A 25,046-nucleotide genomic window follows, 5' to 3' on the forward strand; every position below is an offset into this window, starting at 1 on the left:
CCGGTGCGTCAGGCTGTCGGTGCTTGTGCATCGTGCGGCGGCGCGGGGCGTCACCGGGCTCTGTCGGCACGTCATTCGAGGACGGCGAGCAATCAGCTCGCGGGCCGTTCGTGCTTCAGACGCATGCCGTGTCTACTCGAAGCCCGGGCCCGGGGAGCTCAGCCCCCGCGCGGCCCCGGCACCCACTCCATGGCCAGGTACGGGTCGGCGTCCGTGCCCGACTCCGGCCGGAAGCCGAGCCGCTCGTACAGCGCGCGCGCCGGGTTGTCGCGCAGCACGCGCAGGCGCAGCGGCACGCCCGCCTTCTCCGCCTCGCCCCGCAGCTCGCGCAGCAGCTTCGTGCCCACGCCCGCGCGCCGGTGCGACGGCAGCAGGGCGATGTCCACGAGACGCCACTCCGCGGGGCCGCGCGCCACCAGCAGCCTGCCCGCGGGCGCGCCGCCCACCAGCACCACCTGGTGGTCCGCCCCGGCGTACCGCATGGACCAGTCACGTCCCTGCGCCATCCACTGCATGCGCAGGAAGGCGTCCCGCTGCGCCGGGGCCCAGCCCCACATGGCCACCTCACCCTCGCGCGTGCTGGCATACAGGGTGAACAGGAACGCCTCGTCCGAGGCGGTGGCGGGGCGCAGTGAGACGGGCAAGGTGGCGCGGAGCATGGACCGCGGGGCAACCACGCGTCCACCCGCGCACGTGCCGGGCCCTTCGCGTCCTCCAGCCAACGGATGGCGCCAGCACCCGCCAGCTCCGACGTCCCGGCAATCACCGCCCAAACGTCAGACCTGGATGGGAGCCTGGGGCGGATTTTCATTCAGGAGCAAGCCATGAAGAAGACGGGAGACTCGGAGCTGACGCTGGCCCTCCAGGAGGCCCGCGAGACGGAGGCCCGGTGGCGGGGGCTGGCCACGCGGCTGATGGAGCTGGGCGACGACGCCATGGACGCGCAGCTGCTGGTGGCCTTCCGCGCCGCGCGCGAGGAGGGCGTGGTGCCGCCCGACGCGGGCTTCTTCCTGGTGGCCCACATCCTCACCGCCATGGCGGACGAGGCCATCGCCGAGGACCCCCGCGTGCGGCGGCTCGCCCGTGAGCTGGACCAGATGGAGCACGAGTACGGCGTGGGCGATGGCGTCTGGCACGACGGCGAGGAGACGCCGCCGGAGGAGTGGGAGGCCCTGTGCGCGGTGTACGAGGCCGCGTGCGACGAGGCCCGCGCCACCTTCTTCCGCGCCTACGGCGAGGAGGACATGGCCCGCCTCTACCTGGAGGACCGCGTCTGCTTCCACCGCCGCTTCGAGAGCGGCCGCCGCTTCTTCCACGGCCTGCCCATGCTGCCCGAGCACCTGCACTGACGGTGACGCGCGGAGTCGGCCGGGCGCGCGGGAAGATTCGCCGCGAGGCCCGTTCCCTTCTCACCCGCGCGAGGTCCGGTGTGGGATTTCGCGAGGGCAGGAGGTGGGGCGGGCCTGGGGGCCTGTCCCCACCTCCGCGTTCACTCTCTCAAAACCCAGGAGTTACGCGGACCTGGCCGACGGCCCGTTGCACATGCATGGCGTAAACTTACCGTGACGGACGTGTCAATTAGCTCTGCTTCAGGATGGCGCAATGCGCTGTTGATGAAGGCGCTTGCCTCACCCTGGCGTTTTCCTCCGCCTCACCCTATTCCGGCGCTCGCTTTCGGGCGTGTAGGGCTGGTGGCGGGAAAGAAGTCAATGCATACCATGGGTGTAGAGACTCGAAACTCCAAGGCGAGTCTCTAGCAGCCTCCGCGCTGCACGGCGGCGCGCGTTTCCGGCAGTAGAAGTCCCCTCCAAGGACCCGGAGCCGCGCGCCGCCGCTCTTTTTTCCCCGCCAGCGCTCGCTAGAACTTCTCGGGTGCGGGCCGCACGTCCAACTCCTGCGTCCAGGCCGACGGGTCCTGCCGGTGCAGCTGCCAGTACGTCTCCGCGAGGGCGTCCGGCGACAGCAGCTCCGCCGGCTGCCGCAGGGCGCCTCGCGCGTGGGTGCGGGTGGTGTCGATGACGCCGTCGATGACGACGTGGGCCACGTGGATGCCGCGCGGGCCGAACTCGCGCGCCAGCGACTGCGCCAGGGCGCGGAGGCCGAACTTGCCCGTGGCGAAGGCCGCCGAGCGCGGGCCGCCGCGCAGCGACGCGGTGGCCCCGGTGAAGAGCAGCGTGCCGCGTCCCCGCTCCACCATGGCCGGCAGCACCGCGCGCGCGCACAGCACGCCGCCCAGGCAGTTGATGCGCCACGAGGTGTCGAAGTCCTCGGGAGACGTCTCCAGGAAGCCGGCCATGCGGAAGAGGCCGGCGTTGTAGATGCAGACGTCCGGGGCGCCGTGCTCCTCGCGCAGGCGGGCGAAGGACTCGCTCACCGCGCCCGCGTCGGTGGCGTCAGTGGGGTAGAGGCTCGCGCTGCCGCCGGCCTCGTGCACCATCTGCTGTACCTTGCGCAGCGAGTCCTCGCTCCGGGCGAAGAGGCCCACGGTGTAGCCCTCGCGGGCGAAGCGCCAGGCGAGTGCCGCGCCCAGCCCTGGACCTGCTCCCACCACCGCGGCCACCTTCGTGGCCGACTTCGCAGTCGTTCCCATGGCCGTCCGGGTTAACCCCCTCGCGGGCGCGAGGCCAGCCGGTGGGAGGGCCCGCGTCTCCAGGCCAACGGTGCGACGGAAGGGTGGGTGCGACGCACCCGGACGTGGAGCCCCGTCACTCGGCCCACGGTGCGACGGCGGGGCGGAAGTTCCCCGGGCGCGGCGCTACATTGCCGCGCCATGACGACCGCCCACGCCACCCGTCTCCTCGATTTGCTCTGGGAGCGCTACGCCGCCGAGGTGCCCTACGCGCGCACCTTCGTCCAGCTCTCCGGAGGCAGCTTCCGCAATGACCACGTCGCGCTGCGCTCGCTGGCGCGGCCCGGTGGGGGCATCGCCCTCTTCTCGCGGCCCTTCGAGCGGCTCGGCTGGAAGGCCGCGGGCGCGTACACCTTCCCGGACGCGCGCCTGTCCGCCATCTACATGTCCCATCCGGCCGGGCTGCCGCGCGTCTTCATCTCCGAGCTGAAGCAGGAGGAGCTGTCCCCGCGAGCCCGCGAGCTGCTCGCCGCGCTGCCCGAGGACCCGCCTCCGCCCGAGGACGTGGACGCGCTCGCCGCGTGGTTCTCCCCGCCGCCTCCGCCGGACGAGGCCGCGCTGCTGGAGCTGGAGAAGGAGTCGCAGTACGGCGCGTGGCTGCTCGCCTTCGGCCGCAAGGTGAACCACTTCACCGGCTCGGTGGACGACGTGGAGGTGTGGCAGCGGCGCATGCGCGAGGCGGGCGTGCCCATGAAGTCCGACATCGAGGGCGCCGCCGGCACGTCGCTGCGGCAGACGGCCACCCACGCCGCGCCGCTGCCGTTGACGCTCAAGGGCGGCGGCACGCGCACGTGGCCCTACGCGTACTTCGAGATTGCCCAGCGCTCGCCGGACTTCGACGGCTTCCTCGGGCCGCAGGCGCGCGCGCTCTTCGACATGACGAAGCGGGGCGGGTGAGCCGGAGGCCGTGCGAGATTCGGAGCGTCCGTCCAGGCTCGCGCCACACCGTTCTCCGAGGGGGAAGATGGACGCCGTCACCGTCGGGTTGCTGGCGCTGGGGTTCGAGCTGGGGGTTCCTCGTGTCAGTCGAGCAGCGCGGAGGAGCGCGCCGGAGTCGGCCGGCTCCGGGCGCGCGCACGGGCCAGGGCGGGATTCCCGGCCTCCTCGCGGCTCCGGGCGATGCGCTCCTGGAGCGAGGCGCGGATGGGCTCGGGCATGGAGGCCAGCAGCACCTCGCCCACCACGTCGTGGGTGAACCAGCGCCCGCGCACCACGTGGGCGTCCTCGAGCTGCCGCCAGGGCTCGTGCAGCTCGTCCACGGGCACCTCCAGCACGGCCGCCGCCAGCTCCGCGCTGAAGTCCGTCTGCGCCACGGCGAAGACGCGCGCGAGCCGGAGCGCCGCGGGCGACAGCCTTCCGAGCCGGTGCTCGATGATGGAGCGCACCCGCTCGGGCGGAGGCATCGACTCGGGGAAGCGGCCCTCGAAGGCGTGGGACTCCAGCAGGTGGCGCACCGTCTCCACGATGAAGAGCGGACTGCCTCCGGCGTAGGTGCCCACCTTCTCCGCCACGCCCTCCAGCCCGGGGACGCCCATGCTGTGCAGCATGTCCCGCACGGCGGGCGGAGTCAGCCAGCTCAGGGGGATGCGCACCAGCACGCCCGCGGAGACGCCGCTGTCGATGATGTCCCGCCTCCAGCTCAAGTCGTTCTCGAAGGGACGGTGCGCGTGGAGGACGAGGGGGAAGCGGCCCCGCGCCGTCTCCTCCATGAAGTGCGTCTGCACGTGCATGCCCAGCTCGGCGCTGTCCGGGTCGATGTAGTGCGCGTCGTCGAAGAAGATGCTGTCCAGGTCCGCTGCCGTCTCGCGCAGCAGGGCGAACACCGCGGCGTGGAGGCGCGGCTTCTCCTCCGTGCGCGCCGGGCCCAGGCGGGCGTGCGGCTCCAGCTCCGGCATCAGCCGCGACAGCTCGCGCCGCGCCCAGGGCTCCAGGTGCACCTGGGGCTTCCGCGCCAGCAGCGCCCTCAGGCTGCGGATGTGGGTGGCGAAGGGGAGGTGGAGGTCTCCCGGCCGGGCGGCCAGCAGCACCCAGCGCCCCTTGCTGCGCGCGAAGTCGCTGAGCAGCCGCGACTTGCCGATGCCCGCGTCGCCCTCCACGAAGATGTTGCGGCGCGACGCCCACGCATCCTCCAACTGCTCCCACTCCCTCTCGCGGCCGACGAGCAGCGGCGGGTGGAGCACCGACAGCGGCACGGCGCGCTTGCCTGGACGCGCCGGCAGCCGGTGCCCGGCCTCGTGGCGTTCGATGTCGCGAGCGAGCTGCCGCGTGGACTCGGAGGGCTCCACGTCCAGCTCGCGCCGCAGCACCTCCCGGCACTGCTGCCACGCGGCCAGCGCGGCGCCCCGGTCTCCCAGGCGGTGCAGCAGGCGCATGACGTGCTGGTGCGCCTCCTCGGAGGTGGGCTCCAGGTCCACCAGGCGCCGGGCCATCTCCAGCGCCACGGTGAGCTGCCCGGCCCCCTGCTCGTGGCGCCGCACCTGGGTGTCGAGCGCCTCGAAGCGCATCCGCCGCAGCCGCAGGCGCCACATCCGCAGCCAGTCGTCCAGGGCCGAGCAGTCGTCATACGCGTGGCCTTCCAGCAGCTCGCCGGTGAAGGCCGCCACGCGCTCGCGGTCCCCCGTCTCGTGCGCCACCACCAGGAGGGCGACGTCCATGGACAGCCCCGCCTCCAGCATCAGCGGCTCCCGGCCCTGTACGCAGGGGGTGCCGGCCAGCTCGCGCAGGCGGCGGAGCAGCTGGCGCAGGTTGTTGCGCGCGGTGGCCTCGGAGGACTCCGGCCACAGGAGCCCGGCCAGGCGCCAACGCGCCGTGGCGCCTTCCAGGGCGAGGTAGGCCAGCAGCGCCGCCGTCTTCCGCTCCAGGTACTTCGGAGCCTCCAGGCCACCCACCAGCCTGGGCGTTCCCAGCAACGCGATGTCCAAGCAACCCCCTGCGTGTCCAATTCCAGATTACCTGGAGGGAAATGACAGAGGCAGCCCCCTCCCCCGGTTGGCTGTCACCTTCCAGTCACGCCCGACCTGAGACGGTGGGTGACATGGAAGCCGTGGCGGCGCGGCGTCCTCACCTGGGGTCGCGCCGACATGGGGGACATATCGGTGACTGGGGGGAGCACGGGCAGGGTCGGCAGGGGTGTTCGGCCCTGCCCGTGAACATTTCCGGAGTTGCCCGGAGCACTCCGCCACCCGGCCCCCTGGCGAGCAGGTTTCAGCTGGAGGTCGCGTCCGGGACAATGCTGGGGTAGAGAGCACCTCCCCCGCCCAAGACGGCCCATTCCTGATGCCAAGAGCCCGACGTTCCCGCTCCCCACGTCCTTCGTCTCCCTCCAAGCCGCGTGCCTCCCGCGAGGTGGCCGCCCCGGTCACGCTGTCGTCCGTCGAGAGCGCCTTTCGCGCAGCGCTCCGAACCGAGCTGGGAGGACCTCTCTCCGAGCTGATGAACCGCATGCTCCGCGTCGCGAGCGGAATGTCGGGAGGCATCCGGAGTGCTGCCTCTCCCGTGCGTGCCCTGGCTGCCGTGGTCTCCACGCCGGAGCCGGAGGCCTGTGCGGTCATCGGCTGCCTGCTGCCTCGCGGCGAGTCTGGCTTCTGCAAGGCCCACGGCGTGCAGCGGCTCCAGATGATTGCCGCCGGGCGGCTCCATCCGCAGTGGGTGGAAGGCGCGTCGCCGCACAGCGTCCCGAACGTCATCCCGCCCCGCAAGCGCCGGGGTGAGGGCCGGCGTGCCGCGAGCCCCGCCCCGGAGGCCGCCGCGCGTCCGAGCGTCGAGCCCCGCGTGAGCGAGCCCCGCATGTGGGTGCGCAAGAAGTCCGACGCGCCTGCTTCCGTCACGCCCACGGTGCGCAAGGGCGCCGACGCGAAGGCCGGAGCCCGCATCGAGCCGAAGCAGGACGAGCACCAGCAGATTGCCTCCACGCTCGGTCGCTGGGCGAACGAGTTCAAGTCGCGGAAGTAGCCGCTTCGAGCGCACCGGGCCCGGGTGGATTCACCGGGCGCCGCGCGGAGGGACTCCGGTAAGGAGTCCCTGCCCGGAAGCAGTCGCCCCGAGCACACCGGCACGGCCAGGCTCGCCGGGCGCTGCTCACGGGACTTCGCTGAGCAATCCCTGCCGGTAGAGCCAGCCCAGGATGGCGACGCCCTGGCGCCAGGGCACCTGGCGCGCCCAGGTGTCCGCCATCTGGGGCAGCGTGAGTCCCTTGTCGAGCCGCTCCACGAGGGGCGCCAGCTCGACTCCATCCAGCCAGGCCACGGGCCTCGCGAGCCGGGGATGGCTCAGCGCGCGGCGGAGCTCGATGAAGTCTCCGACGATGCATGGCGTGTCCACGAGGACGGCCTCGCTGGTCAGCCGCCAGCGGCGGTGGGGCAGCGCGTCTCCCGCGAGCGGAGGAGGCTCCGGGCGCACCGGTGCGGGAGTCGGCGCGGCGCGGTGCTTCCAGAAGGGCCTGTCGCCGTGGGCCCGGTGCTCCGCGTAGTACCCGGCCGCCCAGGCCGCGTGCCGCGTCACCGAGTCACGTTGGTCCTCCGTGTAGAAGCGCAGCGCGGCGGCGGCGTGGTCGGGCCGGACGCGCAGGGTGTGCACGGCCACGGCGCCGCTCAGCGCGGTCTGCAGCGCCTTCTGCACTCCCGAGGAGGAGAGCGGGTCGATGGAGAAGCTGGCCTCGCCCACGAGGATGCAGTCCTCCGAGATGGGCACCTCGCTCCGGTAGCACGTCGCATCGCGCGCGCGCACGTCGCTGACGAGGCGGGGCGCCGTCCACGCCTCCAGCAGCCCCGAGTCCTCCAGCAGCTCGCGGTAGAGCGGCTCCAGCGTGCGCCGTCCGATGCTCCGCTCGCGCAGCAGTCCCGGGTCCACGAAGGCCATGGCGCTGAAGCTGCCATCCGGCAGGTGCGCGCCCCAGTACCAGGCGTCCGGCCCCGCCGCCACGCGCGTCTCCGGGCCCTGACGTTGCTCGCCCCGCCAGTACCCATGGAGCGCCAGGGTGGGCACGGAGACGGGCACCTTTCGGGCTCCGAGGCAGCCACTCCGCCCGCTCGCGTCCGCGAGGAACCGCGCCCGGAGGCGGGACTCACGCCCCATATAAAGGAGGGGGACCTCCCAGCCCTCCGCCGTCCGCTCGGGACGTCGGGCCGAGGCGGGCTGGAGCACCCGCACGCCAGCCGAGGCCGCCGCGGCGAGCAGCAGCGCATCGAAGCGTCCCCGGTCCACCAGCAGTCCGGCGGCTCCCGCGCGCTCGCGCAGGGGCCTCGCGGTGCCATCCTCCCAGCGCACCAGCGCCTCGTGCGCGGGCAGGAAGCCCGCACGCCGCACCTCGTCCGCCACGCCGAGCAGCTCCAACTGGGGCCACACGCCCGGCGTCAGGGCCTCGCCCACCTGGGGCCGGGGGAAGGCGTGGCGCTCCACGAGACACACCTCATGGCCCAGGCGCGCCAGCCGCAGCGCCAGCGCGGAGCCCGCGGGCCCTCCACCGATGACGCAGACCTCGGTGTGCTGCCACGCCTCCAACCCGCTCATCCGCTCACGGGTGGCAGGCCGAAGTAGTCGGGCCGGGCGTGGGAGAGGCGGCTGTACGCCTCCAGGCAGTAGTGCAGCCAGCCCCGGATGTAGTCGCAGGCCGGGCGTCCTCGCTGAATCACCTCGTGGTGGCAGCCGCCGCCGCACAGGTACCGGGCCCAGCAGGAGCGGCACGGCTCCTGGCGGTGCACATGGCGGCCCGTGAGCCAGCGCGACTGGCGCTCGCGGTCCACGCCGGTGGCGAGGTCTCCCATTGCGCCCTCCTCGTCACCGACGAAGCGGTGGCACGCGGACAGCTCGCCGCTGGCGGAGACGCCGAGGTAGCCCGCGCCCGCGCCGCATGGGTAGGGCCGGTGGGTGCCCTTGTGCAGCTCGCGCATGGCGTTGACCATGTTGGAGAACGGGTAGCGCCGCCCGGCGATGAGCCGCCGCTCGAACTCCTGGCCGCAGTCCACCATCTGCTCGAGCATCAGCTCCAGCTCCGGGTGTCCCAGCTCGTCACGGCCCGTGGGCGAGCTGAGCATCGGAGAGAAGCCGACGGAGTGGAACCCCTGCTCCACGAAGGCGTCCAGCGTCTGGCGCAGCTCCAGGTTGCGCGGCGTGACGGTGACGCGCGCGGAGACCTGCATCCGGCGCTGGCGGGCCAGCAGCGGCGCCACGTTCGTCATCACCCGCGCGAAGCTGCCCTGGCCTCCCTTGAAGGCGCGCAGCCGGTCATGGGTCTCCTGGAGGCCGTCCAGGCTCACCGTCACCGCGAAGCCGTGCTCCTCCAGGAAGGCGCCGTCGTCGTCGGTCAGCAGCGTGCCGTTGGTGGTGAGCGACAGCGTCAGCGAGACGCCCTTCTCCCGAGCCAGCTCCACGGCTCGCTCCGTCGCGGCGCGGATGACGGCCCGGTTGAAGAGGGGCTCGCCTCCGAGGAACGACAGGTTGACCCGCTCGTCGCGGGCGGCGTCGCGCAGCAGCAGGTCCACTGCCTCCAGCGCCGTCTGCAGCGGCATGTTGCGCGCCGGGCCGCCGAAGTCCCCCTGCTGCGCGTAGCAGTAGGTGCAGCCCAGGTTGCACTTCTGCGCCACGGCCAGGGACAGCGCCCGGACTGGAGGCGCGTGCACGGGCGCGTCATCGATGAACGGAGCCTCGGAGACGCCCAGCGTGTCCAGCAGCAGCCGCACCGCCGCGCCGTCGTGGGCCTGTCGCGCGCGGTCCAGTGCTTCGGAGGCCTCGGCATCCACGTCGAACAGGCGGCTGCCGTTCACCACCAGCAGGTGCTGGCCCGCCTGCGTCTGGTAGAGGTGCACGTCTGGCACGTGGGGCAGGGACACCGCGAAGAGTCGCCGGGCCTGCTCCGGAGCGTGCTCCCGTGCCTGCTCCGGGGTGGGCATTCCGTCGGGCGTCGCGACCGGGCCGCTCATGCCGGGGGCTCCCCTTCCTCCTCCGGCATGAACACCGAGTCACTGTCCTGGCCCTCAATCTGGAAGCGCAGCGACTCCTGCCAGTGGCGGAACAGGTCGTCGTAGGAGACCAGCCGCGAGTCCGTGCGGTTGTCGAGGATGTACTGCCGGGGCATCTCGGGCCCGCGCTCCTTCTGCATCCAGTTGAAGCCGACGCTGGTGCCCTGGGGGCCCTGCTCCACGCCGACGTAGTCCGGGCGGCTGGCGGCCCAGTAGTAGCAGGCGCACTCGCGGTAGTCGTTCTGCCAGGGTGAGCACAACCCCTGCGTCAGCTCGCCGGGCTGGGCCAGCTCCTCGGCGATGACGGCGAGCTGCCCCTGCTCGCCCCGGGCGAAGAAGTGCCGGACCTCCAGGTCCACCGCGATGAGCTTCTTCTTGTCCGTGGGAATGGCGGCCGGCAGCGGAGACTCCGCCGCGGTGAACTCGCAGCGCACCTTCTTGCCCGCCTTGCCGTGCAGCACCTCGGCCAGGACGTTGGACCACTCCATGAAGGCGACGCCCTCCGGGTTGGCCGAGTTGGTGAGCTGGATGGGGTCGGCGCCCGGACGCTGGGGGCCCATGACGGGCACGACGAGCGGCTTGCCGTCCACGCGCAGCAGCCGGTGGTGGAGCAGGCGCTCCAGGCCCTTGTCCGTCTTCATCACGTAGTTGTCCGCCTCGTGCATCTCGATGCCGACGAAGATGCGGCGCCACACGTTGCGGAAGTCGAACTCCAGTCCGGGGAAGCAGTTGGAGATGGCGGACGAGGGCAGGGTGCCCGGTGGGTTGCCCGCCGCCCGGTAGTGAAGCTGCGCGGACAGGTTCTTCGGGTCGAGCTTCTTCATTCCGTGTCCCCTCCGTCCCTCGCGGGCCGGGCCTGCTTGAACAGCGCCCGACGTGCGGCCTTGCTCACGATGTCCACCTGCCGGCGGGTGAGCGCCAGCGCGCGTCCGTCCGCGCCGCGCATCATCGCCGGCATCTTCCGGCGCCCCTTGTTGCTCAGGTCGCCAATCTCGTCATGGCGCCGCAGCACGTCCGAGAACCAGGGCGCCGCCCCGCCGCGCAGCGCGGTGAAGACGTTCTGGTGCAGGGCCTTGATGGTGAGGTTGTCCACCAGCGACGGGGCCATGATGGGCTCGAAGAGGCGGCCGGTGTCCGCGGTGTCCTGCCGCACCATGGTGCTGGCCACGTCCACCTGGCCATTCACGGTGTTGCCGTTCATCACCGCGGTGTTCATCAGCCGGATGGTCTCGAAGGCCCGGCGGACGATGTCCTCGGCTGCCTCCGGCGTGGCGTCGCGCTCGCGCGTCTGGGGCCCGTGGAGCGCCTGGTCCAGGTCATCCGCCACGGTGCGAATCGGCAGGCTGTCCGGAGCGAAGGCCGGCGGCCCGGCGCCGATGCGCGCGAAGGCCTTGAGCGGCTCGGCGGCGCCCTTGAGCTTGAGCTGGACGTGGACCAGCCCGTCGCACTCGTCGTCGAAGTACCCGCGGCTCTTCCAGTACGCGCCGTTCGGGTCGAACCCGCCCTTCTTGTCCGCCGAGTAGCCCGCGTAGATTTGCGCCGGCATCGTCAGCTCGGGGCCGGAGCTCTCCTGGTAGCCGTGCCAGTCACCCTTCTCCGGGTCATAGAGGATGCGCTCGGGCGCCAGGTTGTCATCGTGCGTGGGCTTGCCGTCGTCTCCTGTCGTCTCCTCGCTGGAGCCGTACACCTTCCCGTGCGCGGGGGTGAAGCGCAGGCGTATCTCCGGGAAGTCGTCGGTGGGGCGGATGTACCGCACCGAGCCCAGCGGCAGCACCTTGCCCTCTCGGAAGTTGCGGCACTGCCCGTCGAGCGCGTGGACGTCATGGTCCGAGAAGCGCCCCGTGCTGGCGATGATTTTGTCCCGGGCTTCTCCGGTGCGTCGGTACATCTTGATGTTGCCCACCCGCACCTCCCACTTCACGTCCGAGGGGCGCAGCCCATGCTGGGCGAGCAGCTCGACGGTGAGCGGCACCAGGCTGTCCTTGTCGGTGACGGCCCAGACCTCGAGGAAGGGCGCCACCGGGCGGATGTGGCCCTCGGCGGACTTGAAGGTGATTTCGGTGGGGAGGAAGGCCTCGGAGATGGCGCCTGTCTCCGGGTCCACGCGGAAGGTGGGGGCGGCGCGCAGGCGCCGGAAGCCGAGCGGGTCCTCGGGAGGAAGCTCCAGCTCGTAGTTGTCCAGCGGGTCCGGGGCCTCGCCGAGACGCGCGATGGCCAGCGGGGGAAGGATTCGCAGTTCCTTGATGGTCACGCCAGGTCCTCCGGTGTGAGGCGGCTCAGGGCTTCGGAATCATCTGGAGGGTGCTCTGCAGCGCCGCTCCATCCAGGTCCTCCAGGGCCCGGAGGTAGTCGGTGTGACGGCCCGGGTAGTCCCTGTGCAGCGAGTGGACGAGCTCCAGCGACGCCTCCAGGAGGTCGCGGTGCACGCGCCAGCGGTCCGCCTCCGAGTTCGGCAGGTCCAGCGTGTAGGGCATCTCGAAGGGGGGCGCGGCCACCGCGCCCGAGCCCGTCGTGTCCAGCGGCAGCTCCACCAGGATGTTGGAGATGGCGCGCACGTTGTACATCTCGCCGAAGGTGCGGTTGATGAGCAGTCCGCGCGGAGTGAGCGTGTCTCCCTGTCCCGTGGCGCCAGCGAGCTGGTACGCGTGCGTGAGGTACATCAGCAGCATCCGGTAGCGCACGTTGAACAGGTGGGCCCAGATGACGGACTCCGGATGGGTGATGACGGTGCTCACGGGAGCGGCGGGCGCGCCCCGGCCCTTCGCCGCGGACACCCGCACCCGGTTGGCGTTCAGGTCCATCACCGTCTTCGGGTTGATGGGCACCGGCCGCGTGGGCGTCCACTCGCCGTCGGGGTACTCGCGGTAGATGTCGAGGAAGCGGCGGAAGTGGGACTTCTCGTCCGCGTCCGAGTCGAAGAAGAGGGCCTCGCCCTGGATGCCGACGGCGGCGAGCGCGGCGACGGCCTCGTCCCGGTTGCTGACGGGCTGGACGATGACGTCCGGCGTGGCCTGGCGGGGCGCGCCGGTGGCCTGCCCGCGCGCGCCGCGCATGTAGCCGCGGCCCCACTCATCCCACGAGGCCTGGAACGTCGTGGTGGCCGCCTGGAAGTCCGCGTCCTTCACCCAGGTGGGGTTGGCGAGCACCTTCTGCAGCCTGTCGTACAGCACGCCCACGCGGTGCAGCGGCTGCTGCGAGGGGTTGCCCTGCTGCGCGCGCTTCTTGACCTCTTCGGCCTCCGGGCCTTCCCAGTCGCCCGGCATCTCCGCGTAGACGTAGCGGGCCAGCGAGTCCTTGGTGAGCGGCTCCAGGGTGAAGTCGAAGGAGTAGAACTGACTGCCCCAGGGGTAGTCCTCGCGGTCCAGGTTCAGCGGCGCGCCGATGAGCCGCAGCACGTTCTGCACGGTGATGAGGTGCCCCATCTCCTCCTTGGCGATGCCGAGGACGACTTCCTGCCAGTGCCGCACGCGCTCCCGGTGCTTCGCGGGGACCAGGGGCCCGCCCAGCGAATAGGCGGCGTACAGGTACTGCGCCATCAGCGCGTGCTCGATTTCCGCGGCGATGTGGAGCAGGAGGGCGGCGTAGTCGTGCCAGGTGAACTCGGGTGGCAGCGTCGGCTCTTCGCTGAGCAGGGCCTGCATCCGCTGGTGCAGCGTCCCTCGCGCCCCGGCCGCCGTCTTCAGTTGCACGCCTGGCAGCAGCGCCTCCAGGTGCCTGCTCATCCGTGAACGCATGTCCCCTCCCGACATCGTGGATGCAGCGGATAAACCAGAACACCCGGAAATTGGGATGTCAAACCCACGGGGTTGTCCAAGTCCTGACATGCAGACCGGCCCTGGAGGTGTGCAAGTCTTTGAGTCAAGAGCCCGGGGTGACGCCCCCGTCACGTGAAGAAGTGCGAATACCCTTCGCGGCCCACTCCTGTAGGCTGGGTGCCTCTTCCACTACCTCCTGGGGGAACTCGATGCTGCGGGTGGCGCGAATCATCGGACTGGGCGCGGTGCTGCTGGGCGCGCGGCCCGTCTTCGCACAGCAGGACGTCACCGGGGGCGACGTGCGCCGCGCGGACGTGGCCCTGCGGGGCGCGGTGGCGCAGGCGGTCCGCCCTCCATTCGACTCCGTCTATGAGGCGCTCCAGCGCACCGTGCGCTTCCGGCAGGTGGCCCTGTCCCCGAATGGCAAGCGCGTGGCCTGGGTGGAGTCGGGCTCGCCGCAGGCCGGAGCGAACCCGGGGGGCAGCCTCATCCAGGTGCTGGACCTCACCGAGTCGGAGGCGAAGCCCGTCCGCGTCACCGTGTGCATGGGACAGCACTCGTGCAACGAGTCGTCCCTCGCGTGGAGCCCGGATGGGCGGAAGCTCGCGTTCCTCTCCGAGGCCGGCCTGGGCGGACAGGTGCAGCTCTACGTCGCGGACCTGTCGGGCGGTCCGGTGCGCAAGCTGACGTCGTTCAAGGGGCCCCTCTCCTCGCCCCGGTGGGCACCGGACGGGGACTCGGTGGCGGTGCTCGTCATCGAGGGCGAGGGCGCCGAGCACGCCAAGGGCCCCACGGGCCCCGCGTCCCGCGAGACGGGCGTGGTGCAGGAGTCCCACCCCGTGCGCCGCGTGGCCGTCGTCTCCGTGGAGGACGGCAGCCACCGCCTCGTGTCGCCGGAGGGCCTCTTCGTCTACGAGCACGCGTGGAGCCCGGACAGCGAGCAGCTCGCCATCACCGCCGCGTCGCCGCCCGGGGACGCCAACTGGTGGGTGGCGAAGCTGCACGCGGTGGACGCGAAGTCGGGCCGCACGCGCCTGCTCTACACGCCGAGGTGGCAGCTCGCCGAGCCCACGTGGAGCCCCGACGGGAAGCACCTCGCCGTCATCGAAGGGCTGATGAGCGACCAGGGCTCCAACGGCGGGGACATCACCGTGGTGCCGGTGGCGGGCGGCAAGGCGCGCAACCTCACGCCCGGGCTGAAGGCCACGGCCACCAGCCTGGAGTGGGTGGCGCCGGGGCGGCTGGTGTTCGGCGCGCAGGTGCAGGGCGAGTCGGCGCTGGCGGCGGTGGACCCGGTGAAGGGAGCGGTGACGGTGCTGTGGAAGGGCCCCGAGCGCGTCAGCACGGGCGGCGTCGTGGGCGTGTCGCTGGCACAGGACGGGGTGACGAGCGCGGTGTTGCGCGACTCCTTCACCCGGGCGCCGGACGTGTGGGTGGGGCCGGTGGGGGAGTGGAAGCCGGTGACGCGGTACAACGCGGAGACGCAGGTGCCCGCGGGCCCCGTGCGCAGCGTGACGTGGAAGAGCGATGGGCGGGACGTGCAGGGCTGGCTGCTGGCGCCTCCCACGGCGCCGGTGGGCAGCGCGCGGGCGCCCATGGTGACGATGATTCACGGCGGCCCGGCGTCGGGGGTGATGCCCTCGTTCAACCCGCAGGCGCTGCTGCTGACGAGCCAGGGCTACTACGTCTTCTTCCCCAACGCGCGCGGCAGCTTCGGGCAGGGCGCGGACTTCGTGCAGGCCAACCGGCGGGACTTCGGCTACGGAGACTTGCGCGACGTCATGGCGGGCGTGGACACGGTGCTGGCGAGCGCGCCGGTGGACCCGGCGCGGCTGGGCGTCACCGGGTGGAGCTACGGCGGCTACATGACGATGTGGGCGGTGACGCAGACGCAGCGCTTCCGGGCGGCGGTGGCGGGGGCGGGCATCTCCAACTGGCAGAGCTACTACGGGACGAATCGCATCGACACGTGGATGCTGCCGTACTTCGGCGCGTCCGTTTACGACGACCCGGACCTGTACTCGCGCAGCTCGCCCATCAGCTTCGTGAAGCTGGCGCGCACGCCGACGCTGCTGCTGCACGGGGAGCGGGACGTGGAGGTGCCGGCGTCGCAGAGCTACGAGTTCTTCAAGGCGCTCAAGGCGCTGGGGCAGAAGACGCAGCTGGTCATCTACGCGGACGAGGGCCACGGGCTGCGCAAGCCGGACCACGCGAAGGACAGGGCGAAGCGCACGGTGGAGTGGTTCGACACGCACCTGCCGCCGCTGCACCTGAACGGGGCGAAGGTGGCGACGCCGCTGCGCTAGCGGGGACTCCGGGACGGAGGGGCGATGAGGGCGGTGAGGACGTGGTCCCTCCAGCGCCCGTCGATGAGGAGGAAGTCGCGGGCGTAGCCCTCCACGACGAAGCCGAGGCGCCGGAGCACGGCGGCGCTCTTGAGGTTCTCCGGCAGGTGGTTGGCCTGGAGGCGGTGCAGGCCGAGGGGGCCGAAGGCGTAGTCGCAGATGGCGCGCAGGGCCTCGGTCATGAGTCCGCGGCCCTCGTGGTGCTGGTCCAGGGCGTAGCCCAGGTCCGCGGCCTGGACCGGGCCTCTGCGGATGTTCGTGAGGGAGATGTTGCCGAGGATGGGCGCGGAGTTGATGGACTCGGTGTGGGGGAGGATGAACAGGCGCAGGGAGAGGTCGTGCCGGAAGTCCTCGCGGTCCTGCGCGAGTCGCGTGCGCCAGTACGTCACCGAGAAGAAGTTGGCGGGACGGGTGGGGGACACCGGGTCGAAGTGCTCGCGATTGGCCTCGTGGTAGGCGAGCACCCGCCACGCCGCGTCTGGCGGGAGCAGCGCCAGGTGCAGGCGCTCGGTGGTGAGCAGGGGCGAAGTCTCGGAGGACATGGCGCGATAGTCAGTGGTGGCCATTGCCCGCCATGACCGCGTTGCCATGGAGCTTCTTCAGCACGGCGTTCCGGTCCGTGGCGTTGACCAGTTCATCGAGGTCCGAGGGGCCGATGGGGACGACGAGCAGGTCGTCCTTGCGGAACGTGGCGGAGCGCGAGGAGAAACCCTCCGTGAAGCCACCGACGGCGACGAAGAAGCCGAGGTGGCAGCGGCCTCCGCGGTTCAGCATCTTGTCCCGGAAGACGACCAGCTCATTGGGCCCGGCGGGTTTCGACCAGTTCTTGCACTCGACGATGAGGTACTGGGACCTGTCATGGGCCCAGAACGGCTCGGGTGACTCGTTGCGGATGAAGAGGTCGAGCTCCTCCTCGGGCCCTTTGCGACGGGTCTCCACGTGGATGAAGCCCGGCACCGTCCTGAAGAGGAGGACCATGAGGTCCTCGAGGAGCTGGCCCTTGCGGTTGCGGTCGGCTTCGGTGCGGACGGCGGCCCAGAGGTTGCGGATCTCCTTCTCTCGCTCCGTCTCGGTCAGCGCGGCGCGGCGCCGCTCCCGCACGGTCTCCGAGGCGTTGCGGACCTTGATGCGCAACATCATCGGGAGGGTGGGCAGCTTCTCCAGGTAGTCGTAGGCGCCGTCCTTGAAGGCGCGCTCAATCATCCGCTCGTCGGCGTAGGCCGTGGCGACGATGACCTTGGCGCCGGTGGGAACGATTTCCGAGAGGAGGTCGATGCCCGCGTCGCCACCGAGTTCCCCGCGAAGGCGCTGGTCGAGAATCACCACGTCCCAGGTGGAGGCGCGGAGCTTCTCCAGGGCAGTGTGGCGGCTCGCAGCCTGAACGACGTAGTAGCCCTCGCGGTGCAGGAGGTCGCGGTACGTCTCGAAGAACGGTTGTTCGTCGTCGACGACCAGCACGTTGCCCAGGGAAATCATCGCAGGCTCCTCTCTGCCACCGGGAGTCGCATCTGGAAGCGGGCGCCGCCTCCGGGCTTGTCCACGCAGGCGAGCTTCCCACGAAGCTCGAACTCGATGACCTCCTTTACGGGGGCGAGTCCTTCACCCGCGCCACCTGTGCGGAGGGTGACACCTCGCTGGAAGATGCGCTCGCGGTGCTCGGTGGGGACACCCGGGCCGTCATCGTCCACGCGCAGGAGGAGGTTCTGGCCGTCGTCCTCGGGAGTCACCGTGATTTCGACGTTCTTCGCGCCGACCTGCTCGGCGTTGCGCAGGAGGTTGACCACGGCGAGGACGAAGCGCTCGCGGTAGCCGAGCACGGAGGGGAGGTCCAGGGAGCCAGTCACGCCGATGCCCAGGGAGGTGGTGATGCTGGTCTTGGCGTCGATGACGGCGCGCACGAGGTTGAAGGCCTCGGGAGGCCGGGTGGCCAGCTCGGAGGTCTTGAGCAGGTCGTTGACGAACTTGAGGACGCGCGTGATGCCGGGGTCGATGCGGCGCCGGAAGGCCGTGAGCTCTGTTTCCGCGCTGCTGCCGGACAGTGTTCCGTAGAGAGAACTCAGCGCGACCTGCGCGGGGATGAGGGCGTTGCGGATTTCATGCGCGACCAAGCGGGCCTGACGGGCGGTGGCCATGGCGGAGGTATTGAGGCTGGCCTCCGCGAGCGTCCGGCCGGATCTGTCCTCCAGCGCAGCGAGGGCTTCATCCTGGCTGAGTGTGGCGGCGAGAACAGATAAGGGCGTGCCGTTGGGGGCGAGCAGGGCTTCCAGTGCACGGACTCCCATGTCGAGGAGCTCGTAGCCGAACATGTTGGGCTGACCCTCTTCTACGGCCATCTCATGTAGGCGCTGCAACAACCCGAGTGCCCATAACCGGCGCAGGGTGGACCAGGACAACCCCGGGGCGAATACACGTCCGTATTCTGGTGGATCGTCGAATCGAGGGGTCTTTAGCAGCTCCGCTGCGGCTTCACGACTCAGCCGCCAGTCGTCTTCCACGCCAGTAGACTGCGCGACCTCGACGTTCAGGAGCCACTGCACCGCATCGCGCCCCGTGAGGGAGAGCAGAACATTTCCGATGGGAGTCACTTCGACGCGGCCATTCACAATGCGAGTCGCGCGAATCTCGCGGGCGTAGTCAGGAATGGACTGCCAGTCCTCCCATTCGTCTACTGGCGAAACAGCCTGGCGCCATGCCGAAGCGGAGAGGCGCTTCAACTCAAGGTCCCGTGTCATTGATGCCGCGCGTTCTTCAAGCCCGATGCGCTTGGCGATGGCCAGTCGAACGTGTTCTTCCAGTTCGGCCCGTGAAGCACCTCGCAAGAAACTTTCCTGGAGAAGAATGGAAAGGTGGTGGGCGAATGCTACAGCCCGCTCTCCGTTCATCCACTGTGAATGGGTGTTCTCGAAAGTCGCTCGGGAGTGCGGCTCTGGAGCTTCGCGTTCCAATCGCTCAAGGAGACGGATGGTTTCAGCGCGGATCCATTCGGGCTCCAGGATGATGGGTGGCGTGCTGTCCCGTATCGCTTCCGAGTCATGGACTCGCCGCAGATAACTCTTCACGTCTTCGATGAAGCTCATGGACCCACCCGCTGCCCGCCTGGAGAACGTGCGACTCCCAGGCGCTCCGTTGAGGTGGGCACTGGCTTATCCGTTCAGACGTAGGAACCCAAGCGCTCTGCAGTGCCACTGGGACTCTGCGAAACCTGGAAATGCTTCGGACCCTCACGGCCATCCATAGCCGCGAGGGTCCGAGGATTTTCACGTGCGCCTGTCCGTCAGCGCGGAGGCTGCGTGTCGCTCTGTCCCGGCTGTGCACCGGGCTGGGGCGGGGTGGCGCCTTCCTGGAGGTCATCGTCCAGCGAGCCACTTCCACTTGGCGTGGCGGACTCGCCGGTGCCCACGTCCTGCTGCCCGCTGCCACCCGTGCCGCCCTGCGGCTGTGCCTGCGAGCCGCCCTGCGGCTGTGCCTGCGAGCCGCCCTGTTCGGGAGCCTGCGAGCCCGTACCGCCCGTGCCCTGCTGCTCTCCGCTGCCGCCCGTGGCCTGCTGGTCGCGCTCGATGATGATTTCCACGCGCCGGTTGTTGGCCCGGCCCTCGGGGCTGCTGTTGCTCGCCACCGGCCGATACTCACCGAGGCCACGAACGTTGATGCGCTCGGCCGGTACCCCTCGCGAGGTGAGGAACTCACGCACGCGCTCGGCGCGGCGGTAGGACAGGTCCTCGTTGAAGGCGTCCGCTCCCTGCGAGTCCGTGTGGCCCTCGATGAGCAGCGGGTTCTTCGTCTCCTTCAGCACGTCCGCCACCTCGGACAGCCTGTCTCGCGCCGCCGGGAGCAGGTCCACCGCGCCCGAGGCGAAGAGCACGCTGCCGGAGAGCGTCAGCACCAGGCCCCGCTCCTCCTCCCGCACCTTCAGGTCCTTCGCCGTCTCATCCAGCCGCGTCAGCGCCTCGGTCGCCTTCCGCTCGGCTTCCACGCGCGCCTGCCGCTCCGCCTCCGCCTGCTGCTCGGCCTGCACCCGCGCCTGCCGCTCGGACTCCATCTGCGCCTGCCGCTCGGACTCCATCTGCGCCGCGCGCTGCTGGAGCTCCTGGTTCTGCTGCGTCAGTCTCAGCGCCTCGGCCTCGGCCTGCATGCGGCGCTGCTCCTCCGACTGGCGCCGCGACGTCTCCTGGGCCAGCTGCTGCGCCTCCGTCTGCCGTTGCTGGGCCTGGGCCTTCAGCCGCTCCGCCTCCTGCTGGCGCCGCTGAGCATCCGCCCGCAGTTGCGCGGCTTCCGCCTGCTGCGACTGCGCCATCTGCGACGCCCGCTGCTGCTGCGCGATGGCCTCCTGCCGCTCACGCTCGGCCTGGGCCAGCTGCTGCCTCGCGGCATTCAGCTCCGACTGGGCGCGCTGTTGCTGGATTGCCTGCGACTTCTGGAGCGACGCCTGGGCCTCCGCCTGTCGGCGTGCCCAGAGGTCCGCGGAGCCCAGGGCGTTCGCGGTCTCCGCCTTGCGCAACGCCACGTACGCCAGCGAGCGCGCCCGGGGCGAGTCCTTGCTGTTGTCATACTCCCGCTCGGCCTCCAGCAGCGCCTCATGGGCCTCGGCGACATCCTGCGGACGCTCGCGGGCCTGGGGACTGGTGGACAGGCCTTCATACGCGGCGCGCGCGTCAATCAGCTCTCGCGGCGGCGGTCCGCTCGCGCAGCCCACCGCGACCAACGCCGTGGCCCCGACGAGGGCCTTCCATCCATGCTTCCAACGCACCATGACGCTCTCCTCTCGGGGTGGGCGGCTCACTGGAGTCCGCGACGCAGGGACTCGGCCTGCTGGGTGGTCCGCCGCGCTTGCTGCTCCATGGGGACGGAGCGGGCCAGCGCGTGCGCCAGGTCGGCGTCGGCCTCGGCCTGTCGGAAGCGCAGCTCCGCGGCCTCCTGCTCGCCCTCGACGAGCAGCCGCTCGGCGGCGGCAAGCTGCTGCCGGGCGTACTCGAGGTGCCGGGCGGCCTCGGGGACGCGGGCCGCGCCCGCGCCTTCCGCGGCCTTCAACGAGGCCTCTGCCTCGACGCGGCGCTCAGTGGGAACGGGAATGACACGCTGTCCGGCGCACCCGACAAAGGTCAGGCACAGCAGGGCGGCAAGCAGCTTCGGGCGCACGGTTCACCTCCAGCCGTAAGGCAGCACCGGGCGCGGAGACGCCGCGCCCAATGCCAGAGGTGAGGCCGCCCCTCCAGGCCGGCAATCCGCCTGCGACAGAACCGCCCGTCGAGCAGCCGGGCAGGCGCGGCCCGCCTCGCCCCCGAGTGTGAAGTCCCTTGCCACGGACCGCCCGAAGACTGGCCGTGGTGGGCGCGGAGAGGTACACGGAGCACATGCGCCTGCACCTGGTGGACGGTACCTATGAGTTGTTCCGCGCCCACTTCTCGCCCCGGCCCGGCCATGCGGCCCCGGGAGGGCAGGACGTGAAGGCGACGGTGGGGTTGATGTCGTCGCTGCTCATGCTGCTGCACGAGCCGGCCGAGTCGGTGACGCACCTCGCGGTGGCGTTCGACAACCCCATCCGCTCGTTCCGCAACGCGCTGTTCGCCGGGTACAAGAGCGAGGAGGGCGTGCCGCCGGAATTGCTCGCGCAGTTCGACCTGGCGGAGGAGGCGGTGCGCGCGCTGGGCGTCACGGCGTGGTCCATGAAGGAGCACGAGGCGGACGACGCGCTGGCCACGGCCGCGGCGCGCTTCGCCGGCCAGGTGGAGCAGGTGCGGGTGATGACGCCGGACAAGGACCTGGGCCAGTGCGTGCGCGGGAAGAAGGTCGTGCAGGTGGACCGGCGGCAGGAGAAGGAGTTCGACGAGGAGGGCGTGCGCGCGAGGCTGGGCGTGCTGCCCGCGAGCGTGCCGGACCTGCTGGCGCTGATGGGCGACGACGCGGACGGCATCCCCGGGCTGCCGGGCTTCGGTGAGAAGGGCGCGTCGGCGCTGCTGGGCGCGTACGGCCACCTGGAGAAGATTCCGGACGACGCGTCGGCGTGGACGGTGCGGCCGCGAGGCGCGGAGAAGCTGGCCGCCACGCTGCGTGAGCACCGCGAGGCGGCGCTGCTGTACCGCAAGCTGGCCACGGTGGTGACGGATGCGCCCCTGCCGGGCACGGCGTCGCTCGCGGACCTGGAGTGGAAGGGCGTGCCGCGAGGGACGTTCGAGGCGCTCTGCGACCGCCTGGGCCTCACCACCATCAAGCGCCGCCCGAAGCGCTGGGTCGAATAGCGGCGCGTCTACCCCGCCGCCACGTCCCGAGGCACGAGCGCCGAGGGCGCATGGCGCGGCAGGCGCACCGTGAAGGTCGTGCCCTCTTCAGCCGAGGAGCGCACCTCCACCGTGCCGCCGTGCGCCTGGACGATGCTGCGGACGATGTAGAGCCCCAGGCCGATGCTGCGCCCGCCGCGGTCCTCCGGCCGCTCCGCGCCCCGCTCCAGCGGCTCGAAGATGCGCGGCTGCTGCTCCGGGGGAATCGGCGCCCCCTCGTTGTGGACCTCCAGCACCACCCCGTCCTCCAGGCCGCGCGACACCACCCGCACCGGCGAGTCCGGCGGGCTGTACTGCAGCGCATTGCCCAGCAGGTTGCTCAGCACCTGCGCCAGCCGGTCCGGGTCCCACGTCCCCGCGCCGTTCCCCGACTGCTCCGCCACGAGCTTCCGGCCCGGCGAGGCCGCGTGGACCTCGTCCACCACCGCGTGCGCCACCTCGTGCAGGTCCGCCGGCCGGGGGAACACCGGAATCCCTCCGCCCTGCCGCGCCCGCGTGAAGTCCAGCAAGTCACGAATCATCCCCGTCGCGCGCTCCGCCGAGCGCTGGATGCGCTGCACGTGCCGCTCCATCCGGTCGTCCAGCCCGCCGCGCTGGAGCACCACCGACACCGCCAGCGTTATCGCGCTCAGCGGGTTGCGCAAATCGTGGCTCACAATCCCGATGAGCTGCCGCTCGAAGTCCGCCCGCTCGCGCATCTCCGCCGTCAGCCGCTTCGGCTCGGTGATGTCCGCCAGCGCCCCGGTGAGGTGCGTGGGCTCGCCCCGCGCGTCCAGCAGCACCTGCCCCTGGTCCCGAATCCACCGCACCGCGCCGTCCGTCCGGAGGATGCGGTACTCGGCCTCGAGCACTCCCCGCTCGCGGATGGCGCGCCCGATGGCCTCCTCGATGCCCGGCCGGTCCTCCGGGTGGATGCGCGCGAAGAAGTCCTCCAGCGGCGACAGCGTCTCCTTCGGCTCCAGCCCGAGGATGCGGTTGAAGTTGGCGTCGCGCAGGTTCAGCCGCGTGCCCAGGTCCAGCCGCCACGTCCCCACGTTGGCCGCGGCCAGCGCCGAGCGCAGCCGCTGCTCGCTCTCGCGCAGCGCTCCGGCCAGCTCGGACTCCTTGCGCCGCGCCAGCACCGTGTCCGTCACCTCCACCGCGAAGAGGATGACGGCCTCCACCTGGCCCGCCGTGTCCAGCATCGGCTGGTACATGAAGTCGAAGTAGCCCTCGGACAGCTCGCCGTCGTTGCGCCGGTCGAGGCGCGCGGGCATCTCCCGGGCGCTGAAGGGCTCTCCGGTGGCGAACACCGTGTCCAGCAGCTCCAGGAACCCCTGGCCCTCCAGCTCGGAGAGGGCCTCGCGGATGGGACGCCCCACCAGCGGCCGGTTCCCATGGATCTGCCGCATCCGCGCGTTGGCCACCACGAAGCGCTGGTCCGGCGCCCTCAGCACGCCGAGCAGCGCGGGCACCTGCTCGAAGAGGGTGGCCAGCATGGCCCGCTGCCGGTCCGCCTCCTCGCGGGCGCGGCGCTCCAGCTCCAGCAGCCGGGTGCGCGCGGCCTCCGCCTCATGGCGCTCGGTGACGTCCTGCATCGCCCCCACCACCTGCACCGCCTTGTCCTTCGAGTCGCGGACGATGTGGCAGCGGTCCACCACGTGCGCCCAGGTACCGTTGGCGCGCCGGAAGCGGTACGTGTCCTGCCACTCGTGCTCGGTGCCGGCCAGCGTGGTCTCCAGGCTGCGCACCACGCGCGCGCGGTCCTCCGGGTGCAGGTGCTCCACCTTCCACTCGAAGACGTCCCGGACGGCCGCGGGGGGGTAGCCGAACACCTCGTGCACGCCGCTCGTCCAGTCCACGGCGCCCGTGCGCGGGTCCCACTCCCACACCGCGTCCCGCGAGGCGCGTGCGGCCAGGCGGAAGCGCAGCTCGCTGCGCCAGGCGCGCTCCTCGGCGGCCTGCACCTCCGAAAGCGTGCCCTCGGCCAGCAGGCGCCGCGCGCGCTCGTCCTCCAGCACCTGTCTCCGCGTGCGCTCCCAGCTCGCCAGCGCTCCCACCCGCGCGGACAGCTCCGCCGGGCGGAAGGGCTTGAAGACGTAGTCATTGGCGCCGGCCGACAGCCCCTCCACCACGTCCTCCGGGCGCGTGTTGGCGGTGAGCAGCAGCACCGGCAGGTGCGCGGTGGCGGGGTTGCTGCGCAGGAAGCGGCACACCTCCAGGCCCGTCATCCCCGGGAGGAACCAGTCCACCACCAGCACCTCGGGCGCGGCCCGCTGCCCCAGGGCCTCCAGCAGCACCGCTCCGTCCGCGAAGGTGAGGACCTGGCACGTCGGCACCAGGGCGCGGCGGATGGCGTCCGTCTCGGCGGGGCTGTCGTCGAGCACCCACACGGAGGGCAGGAGGGGTGCGCTGGACGATGGGACTCCGGAGGAGGGGCTCACTGAGATTCCTGGCCTTAGCAACCGCCTCTTTCAGAGGTCAATGAACCATCACGGGAGGTGTGCACCGCCCGGCACCTTGCTCCCCCTGCTGACATACATCCATCCCAGGTGCACGTCGCGCCCCATGCCGTCAGGATGGGTGTCCTTCTTCCCCGACGTTGAAGGAAGCCATGCCCGTTGAGCTGAAGCTGCCCCCCTCGGATGACTGGGTACCCACCCTTGACGACACGCCGTACCTGCGGCTCGGTGGCGAGGAGGCGGTGCGCGCGCTGGCCCACGCCTTCTACGACGCCATGGACGCCGACGAGCCCGCCCTGGCCCGGCTGCATGAATTGGACGAGCAGGGCCGGGTGAATGTGGGCACGCGCGAGCGCTTCGGCCTCTTCCTGGTCGGCTGGCTGGGGGGCCCGCAACATTATATGGAGCGCCACGGCCACCCCCGGCTGCGCATGCGCCACGGCCACCTGCCCGTGGACACCGGGATGCGCGACGCCTGGCTGCGCTCCATGCACAAGGCCCTGGATGCCCGGGGCGTCACGGGCGGCCTGCGCCGCTTCCTGGAGGAGCGCTTCGCCCAGGTGGCGGACTTCCTCCGCAACACCGAGGGTTGAGCCGCCTCCCCAGGCGCCCCCGTCGATGGGCTTGCAGAAAAAGCACGGTCGT

20 protein-coding genes are annotated in these 25,046 nt (G+C 71.2%); 6 read left to right on the plus strand and 14 right to left on the minus strand.

The window, feature by feature from the left end; genetic code table 11:
• Positions 1-158: 158 nt before the first annotated feature.
• Positions 159-659, minus strand: a complete 501-nt coding sequence (locus G4D85_RS12550) for a GNAT family N-acetyltransferase (RefSeq protein WP_164011481.1) — start codon at positions 657-659, stop codon at positions 159-161.
• A 165-nt stretch (positions 660-824) separates the two neighbouring features.
• Between G4D85_RS12550 and G4D85_RS12555 the strand changes: the two genes are divergently transcribed.
• On the plus strand, positions 825-1,349 hold the full coding sequence (locus G4D85_RS12555; RefSeq protein ID WP_164011483.1) for a hypothetical protein: 525 nt from the start codon (positions 825-827) through the stop codon (positions 1,347-1,349).
• A 509-nt stretch (positions 1,350-1,858) separates the two neighbouring features.
• Here G4D85_RS12555 and G4D85_RS12560 read toward each other — a convergent pair.
• Positions 1,859-2,590: an SDR family NAD(P)-dependent oxidoreductase gene (locus G4D85_RS12560; RefSeq protein ID WP_164011485.1), complete on the minus strand. Its 732-nt coding sequence runs from the start codon at positions 2,588-2,590 to the stop codon at positions 1,859-1,861.
• 180 nt (positions 2,591-2,770) lie between these two features.
• Here G4D85_RS12560 and G4D85_RS12565 point away from each other — a divergent pair, with 180 nt between their 5' ends.
• Positions 2,771-3,526 (plus strand): DUF1338 domain-containing protein, encoded by a 756-nt coding sequence (locus tag G4D85_RS12565; protein WP_164011488.1) that lies wholly within the window; start codon positions 2,771-2,773, stop codon positions 3,524-3,526.
• A 125-nt stretch (positions 3,527-3,651) separates the two neighbouring features.
• Here the strand turns inward: G4D85_RS12565 and G4D85_RS12570 are convergent, their stop codons facing one another.
• The gene (locus tag G4D85_RS12570; protein ID WP_164011490.1) at positions 3,652-5,550 is read right to left on the minus strand and encodes an AAA family ATPase; all 1,899 of its coding nucleotides are present in this window, start codon (positions 5,548-5,550) and stop codon (positions 3,652-3,654) included.
• A gap of 574 nt (positions 5,551-6,124) precedes the next feature.
• Here G4D85_RS12570 and G4D85_RS12575 point away from each other — a divergent pair.
• On the plus strand, positions 6,125-6,580 hold the full coding sequence (locus tag G4D85_RS12575) for a cell wall protein (RefSeq protein ID WP_240359226.1): 456 nt from the start codon (positions 6,125-6,127) through the stop codon (positions 6,578-6,580).
• 126 nt (positions 6,581-6,706) lie between these two features.
• Here G4D85_RS12575 and qhpG read toward each other — a convergent pair whose 3' ends face one another.
• From qhpG to G4D85_RS12600, 5 genes are read right to left on the minus strand one after another with little or no spacing between them, the layout of a single operon-like run.
• On the minus strand, positions 6,707-8,137 hold the full coding sequence (gene qhpG / locus G4D85_RS12580; RefSeq protein ID WP_164011492.1) for a flavin-dependent monooxygenase QhpG: 1,431 nt from the start codon (positions 8,135-8,137) through the stop codon (positions 6,707-6,709).
• Entirely contained in the window at positions 8,134-9,546 is a 1,413-nt protein-coding gene (locus G4D85_RS12585; protein WP_205525524.1) for a radical SAM/SPASM domain-containing protein, read from the minus strand. The genes qhpG and G4D85_RS12585 overlap by 4 nt, the downstream gene beginning before the upstream one ends.
• Positions 9,543-10,409, minus strand: a complete 867-nt coding sequence (locus G4D85_RS12590) for a hypothetical protein (RefSeq protein WP_164011494.1) — start codon at positions 10,407-10,409, stop codon at positions 9,543-9,545. The genes G4D85_RS12585 and G4D85_RS12590 overlap by 4 nt, the downstream gene beginning before the upstream one ends.
• The gene (locus G4D85_RS12595) at positions 10,406-11,836 is read right to left on the minus strand and encodes a hypothetical protein (protein WP_164011496.1); all 1,431 of its coding nucleotides are present in this window, start codon (positions 11,834-11,836) and stop codon (positions 10,406-10,408) included. The genes G4D85_RS12590 and G4D85_RS12595 overlap by 4 nt, the downstream gene beginning before the upstream one ends.
• A 25-nt stretch (positions 11,837-11,861) precedes the next feature.
• On the minus strand, positions 11,862-13,319 hold the full coding sequence (locus tag G4D85_RS12600) for a ferritin-like domain-containing protein (RefSeq protein WP_164011498.1): 1,458 nt from the start codon (positions 13,317-13,319) through the stop codon (positions 11,862-11,864).
• Between the two features lie 239 nt (positions 13,320-13,558).
• Between G4D85_RS12600 and G4D85_RS12605 the strand changes: the two genes are divergently transcribed.
• Positions 13,559-15,646: an alpha/beta hydrolase family protein gene (locus G4D85_RS12605; RefSeq protein WP_240359227.1), complete on the plus strand. Its 2,088-nt coding sequence runs from the start codon at positions 13,559-13,561 to the stop codon at positions 15,644-15,646.
• On the opposite strand, the gene G4D85_RS12610 is transcribed toward G4D85_RS12605, so the two are convergent.
• The 5 genes from G4D85_RS12610 to G4D85_RS12630 form a co-directional block, all read right to left on the minus strand.
• The gene (locus tag G4D85_RS12610) at positions 15,643-16,227 is read right to left on the minus strand and encodes a GNAT family N-acetyltransferase (RefSeq protein ID WP_205525525.1); all 585 of its coding nucleotides are present in this window, start codon (positions 16,225-16,227) and stop codon (positions 15,643-15,645) included. The two genes, G4D85_RS12605 and G4D85_RS12610, sit on opposite strands and share 4 nt — an antisense overlap.
• A gap of 10 nt (positions 16,228-16,237) precedes the next feature.
• Entirely contained in the window at positions 16,238-17,161 is a 924-nt protein-coding gene (locus G4D85_RS12615; RefSeq protein ID WP_164011504.1) for a response regulator, read from the minus strand.
• Complete coding sequence (locus G4D85_RS12620; RefSeq protein WP_164011506.1) at positions 17,158-18,762, minus strand: sensor histidine kinase; 1,605 nt, start codon at positions 18,760-18,762, stop codon at positions 17,158-17,160. Before G4D85_RS12620 ends, G4D85_RS12615 begins: the two co-directional genes overlap by 4 nt.
• 197 nt (positions 18,763-18,959) lie before the next feature.
• Positions 18,960-20,435: an OmpA family protein gene (locus G4D85_RS12625; RefSeq protein WP_164011508.1), complete on the minus strand. Its 1,476-nt coding sequence runs from the start codon at positions 20,433-20,435 to the stop codon at positions 18,960-18,962.
• Between the two features lie 26 nt (positions 20,436-20,461).
• Positions 20,462-20,821 carry a DUF4398 domain-containing protein gene (locus G4D85_RS12630; RefSeq protein WP_164011510.1) on the minus strand — a complete coding sequence of 120 codons (360 nt, stop codon included), beginning with the start codon at positions 20,819-20,821 and terminating at the stop codon, positions 20,462-20,464.
• Positions 20,822-21,036: 215 nt separating this feature from the next.
• Here G4D85_RS12630 and G4D85_RS12635 point away from each other — a divergent pair, with 215 nt between their 5' ends.
• A complete protein-coding gene (locus G4D85_RS12635; RefSeq protein ID WP_164011807.1) occupies positions 21,037-21,921 on the plus strand; it encodes a 5'-3' exonuclease in 885 nt (294 codons plus the stop codon).
• Positions 21,922-21,929: 8 nt separating this feature from the next.
• Here G4D85_RS12635 and G4D85_RS12640 read toward each other — a convergent pair whose 3' ends face one another.
• Positions 21,930-24,383, minus strand: coding sequence for a PAS domain-containing protein (locus G4D85_RS12640; RefSeq protein ID WP_205525526.1), 2,454 nt, complete (start codon positions 24,381-24,383; stop codon positions 21,930-21,932).
• 170 nt (positions 24,384-24,553) lie between these two features.
• On the opposite strand from G4D85_RS12640, the gene G4D85_RS12645 reads away from it, so the two are divergent.
• Positions 24,554-24,994 (plus strand): group II truncated hemoglobin, encoded by a 441-nt coding sequence (locus G4D85_RS12645; protein ID WP_164011514.1) that lies wholly within the window; start codon positions 24,554-24,556, stop codon positions 24,992-24,994.
• Positions 24,995-25,046: the final 52 nt, after the last annotated feature.

Source organism: Pyxidicoccus trucidator, from assembly GCF_010894435.1.
GTDB classification, from domain to species: domain Bacteria; phylum Myxococcota; class Myxococcia; order Myxococcales; family Myxococcaceae; genus Myxococcus; species Myxococcus trucidator.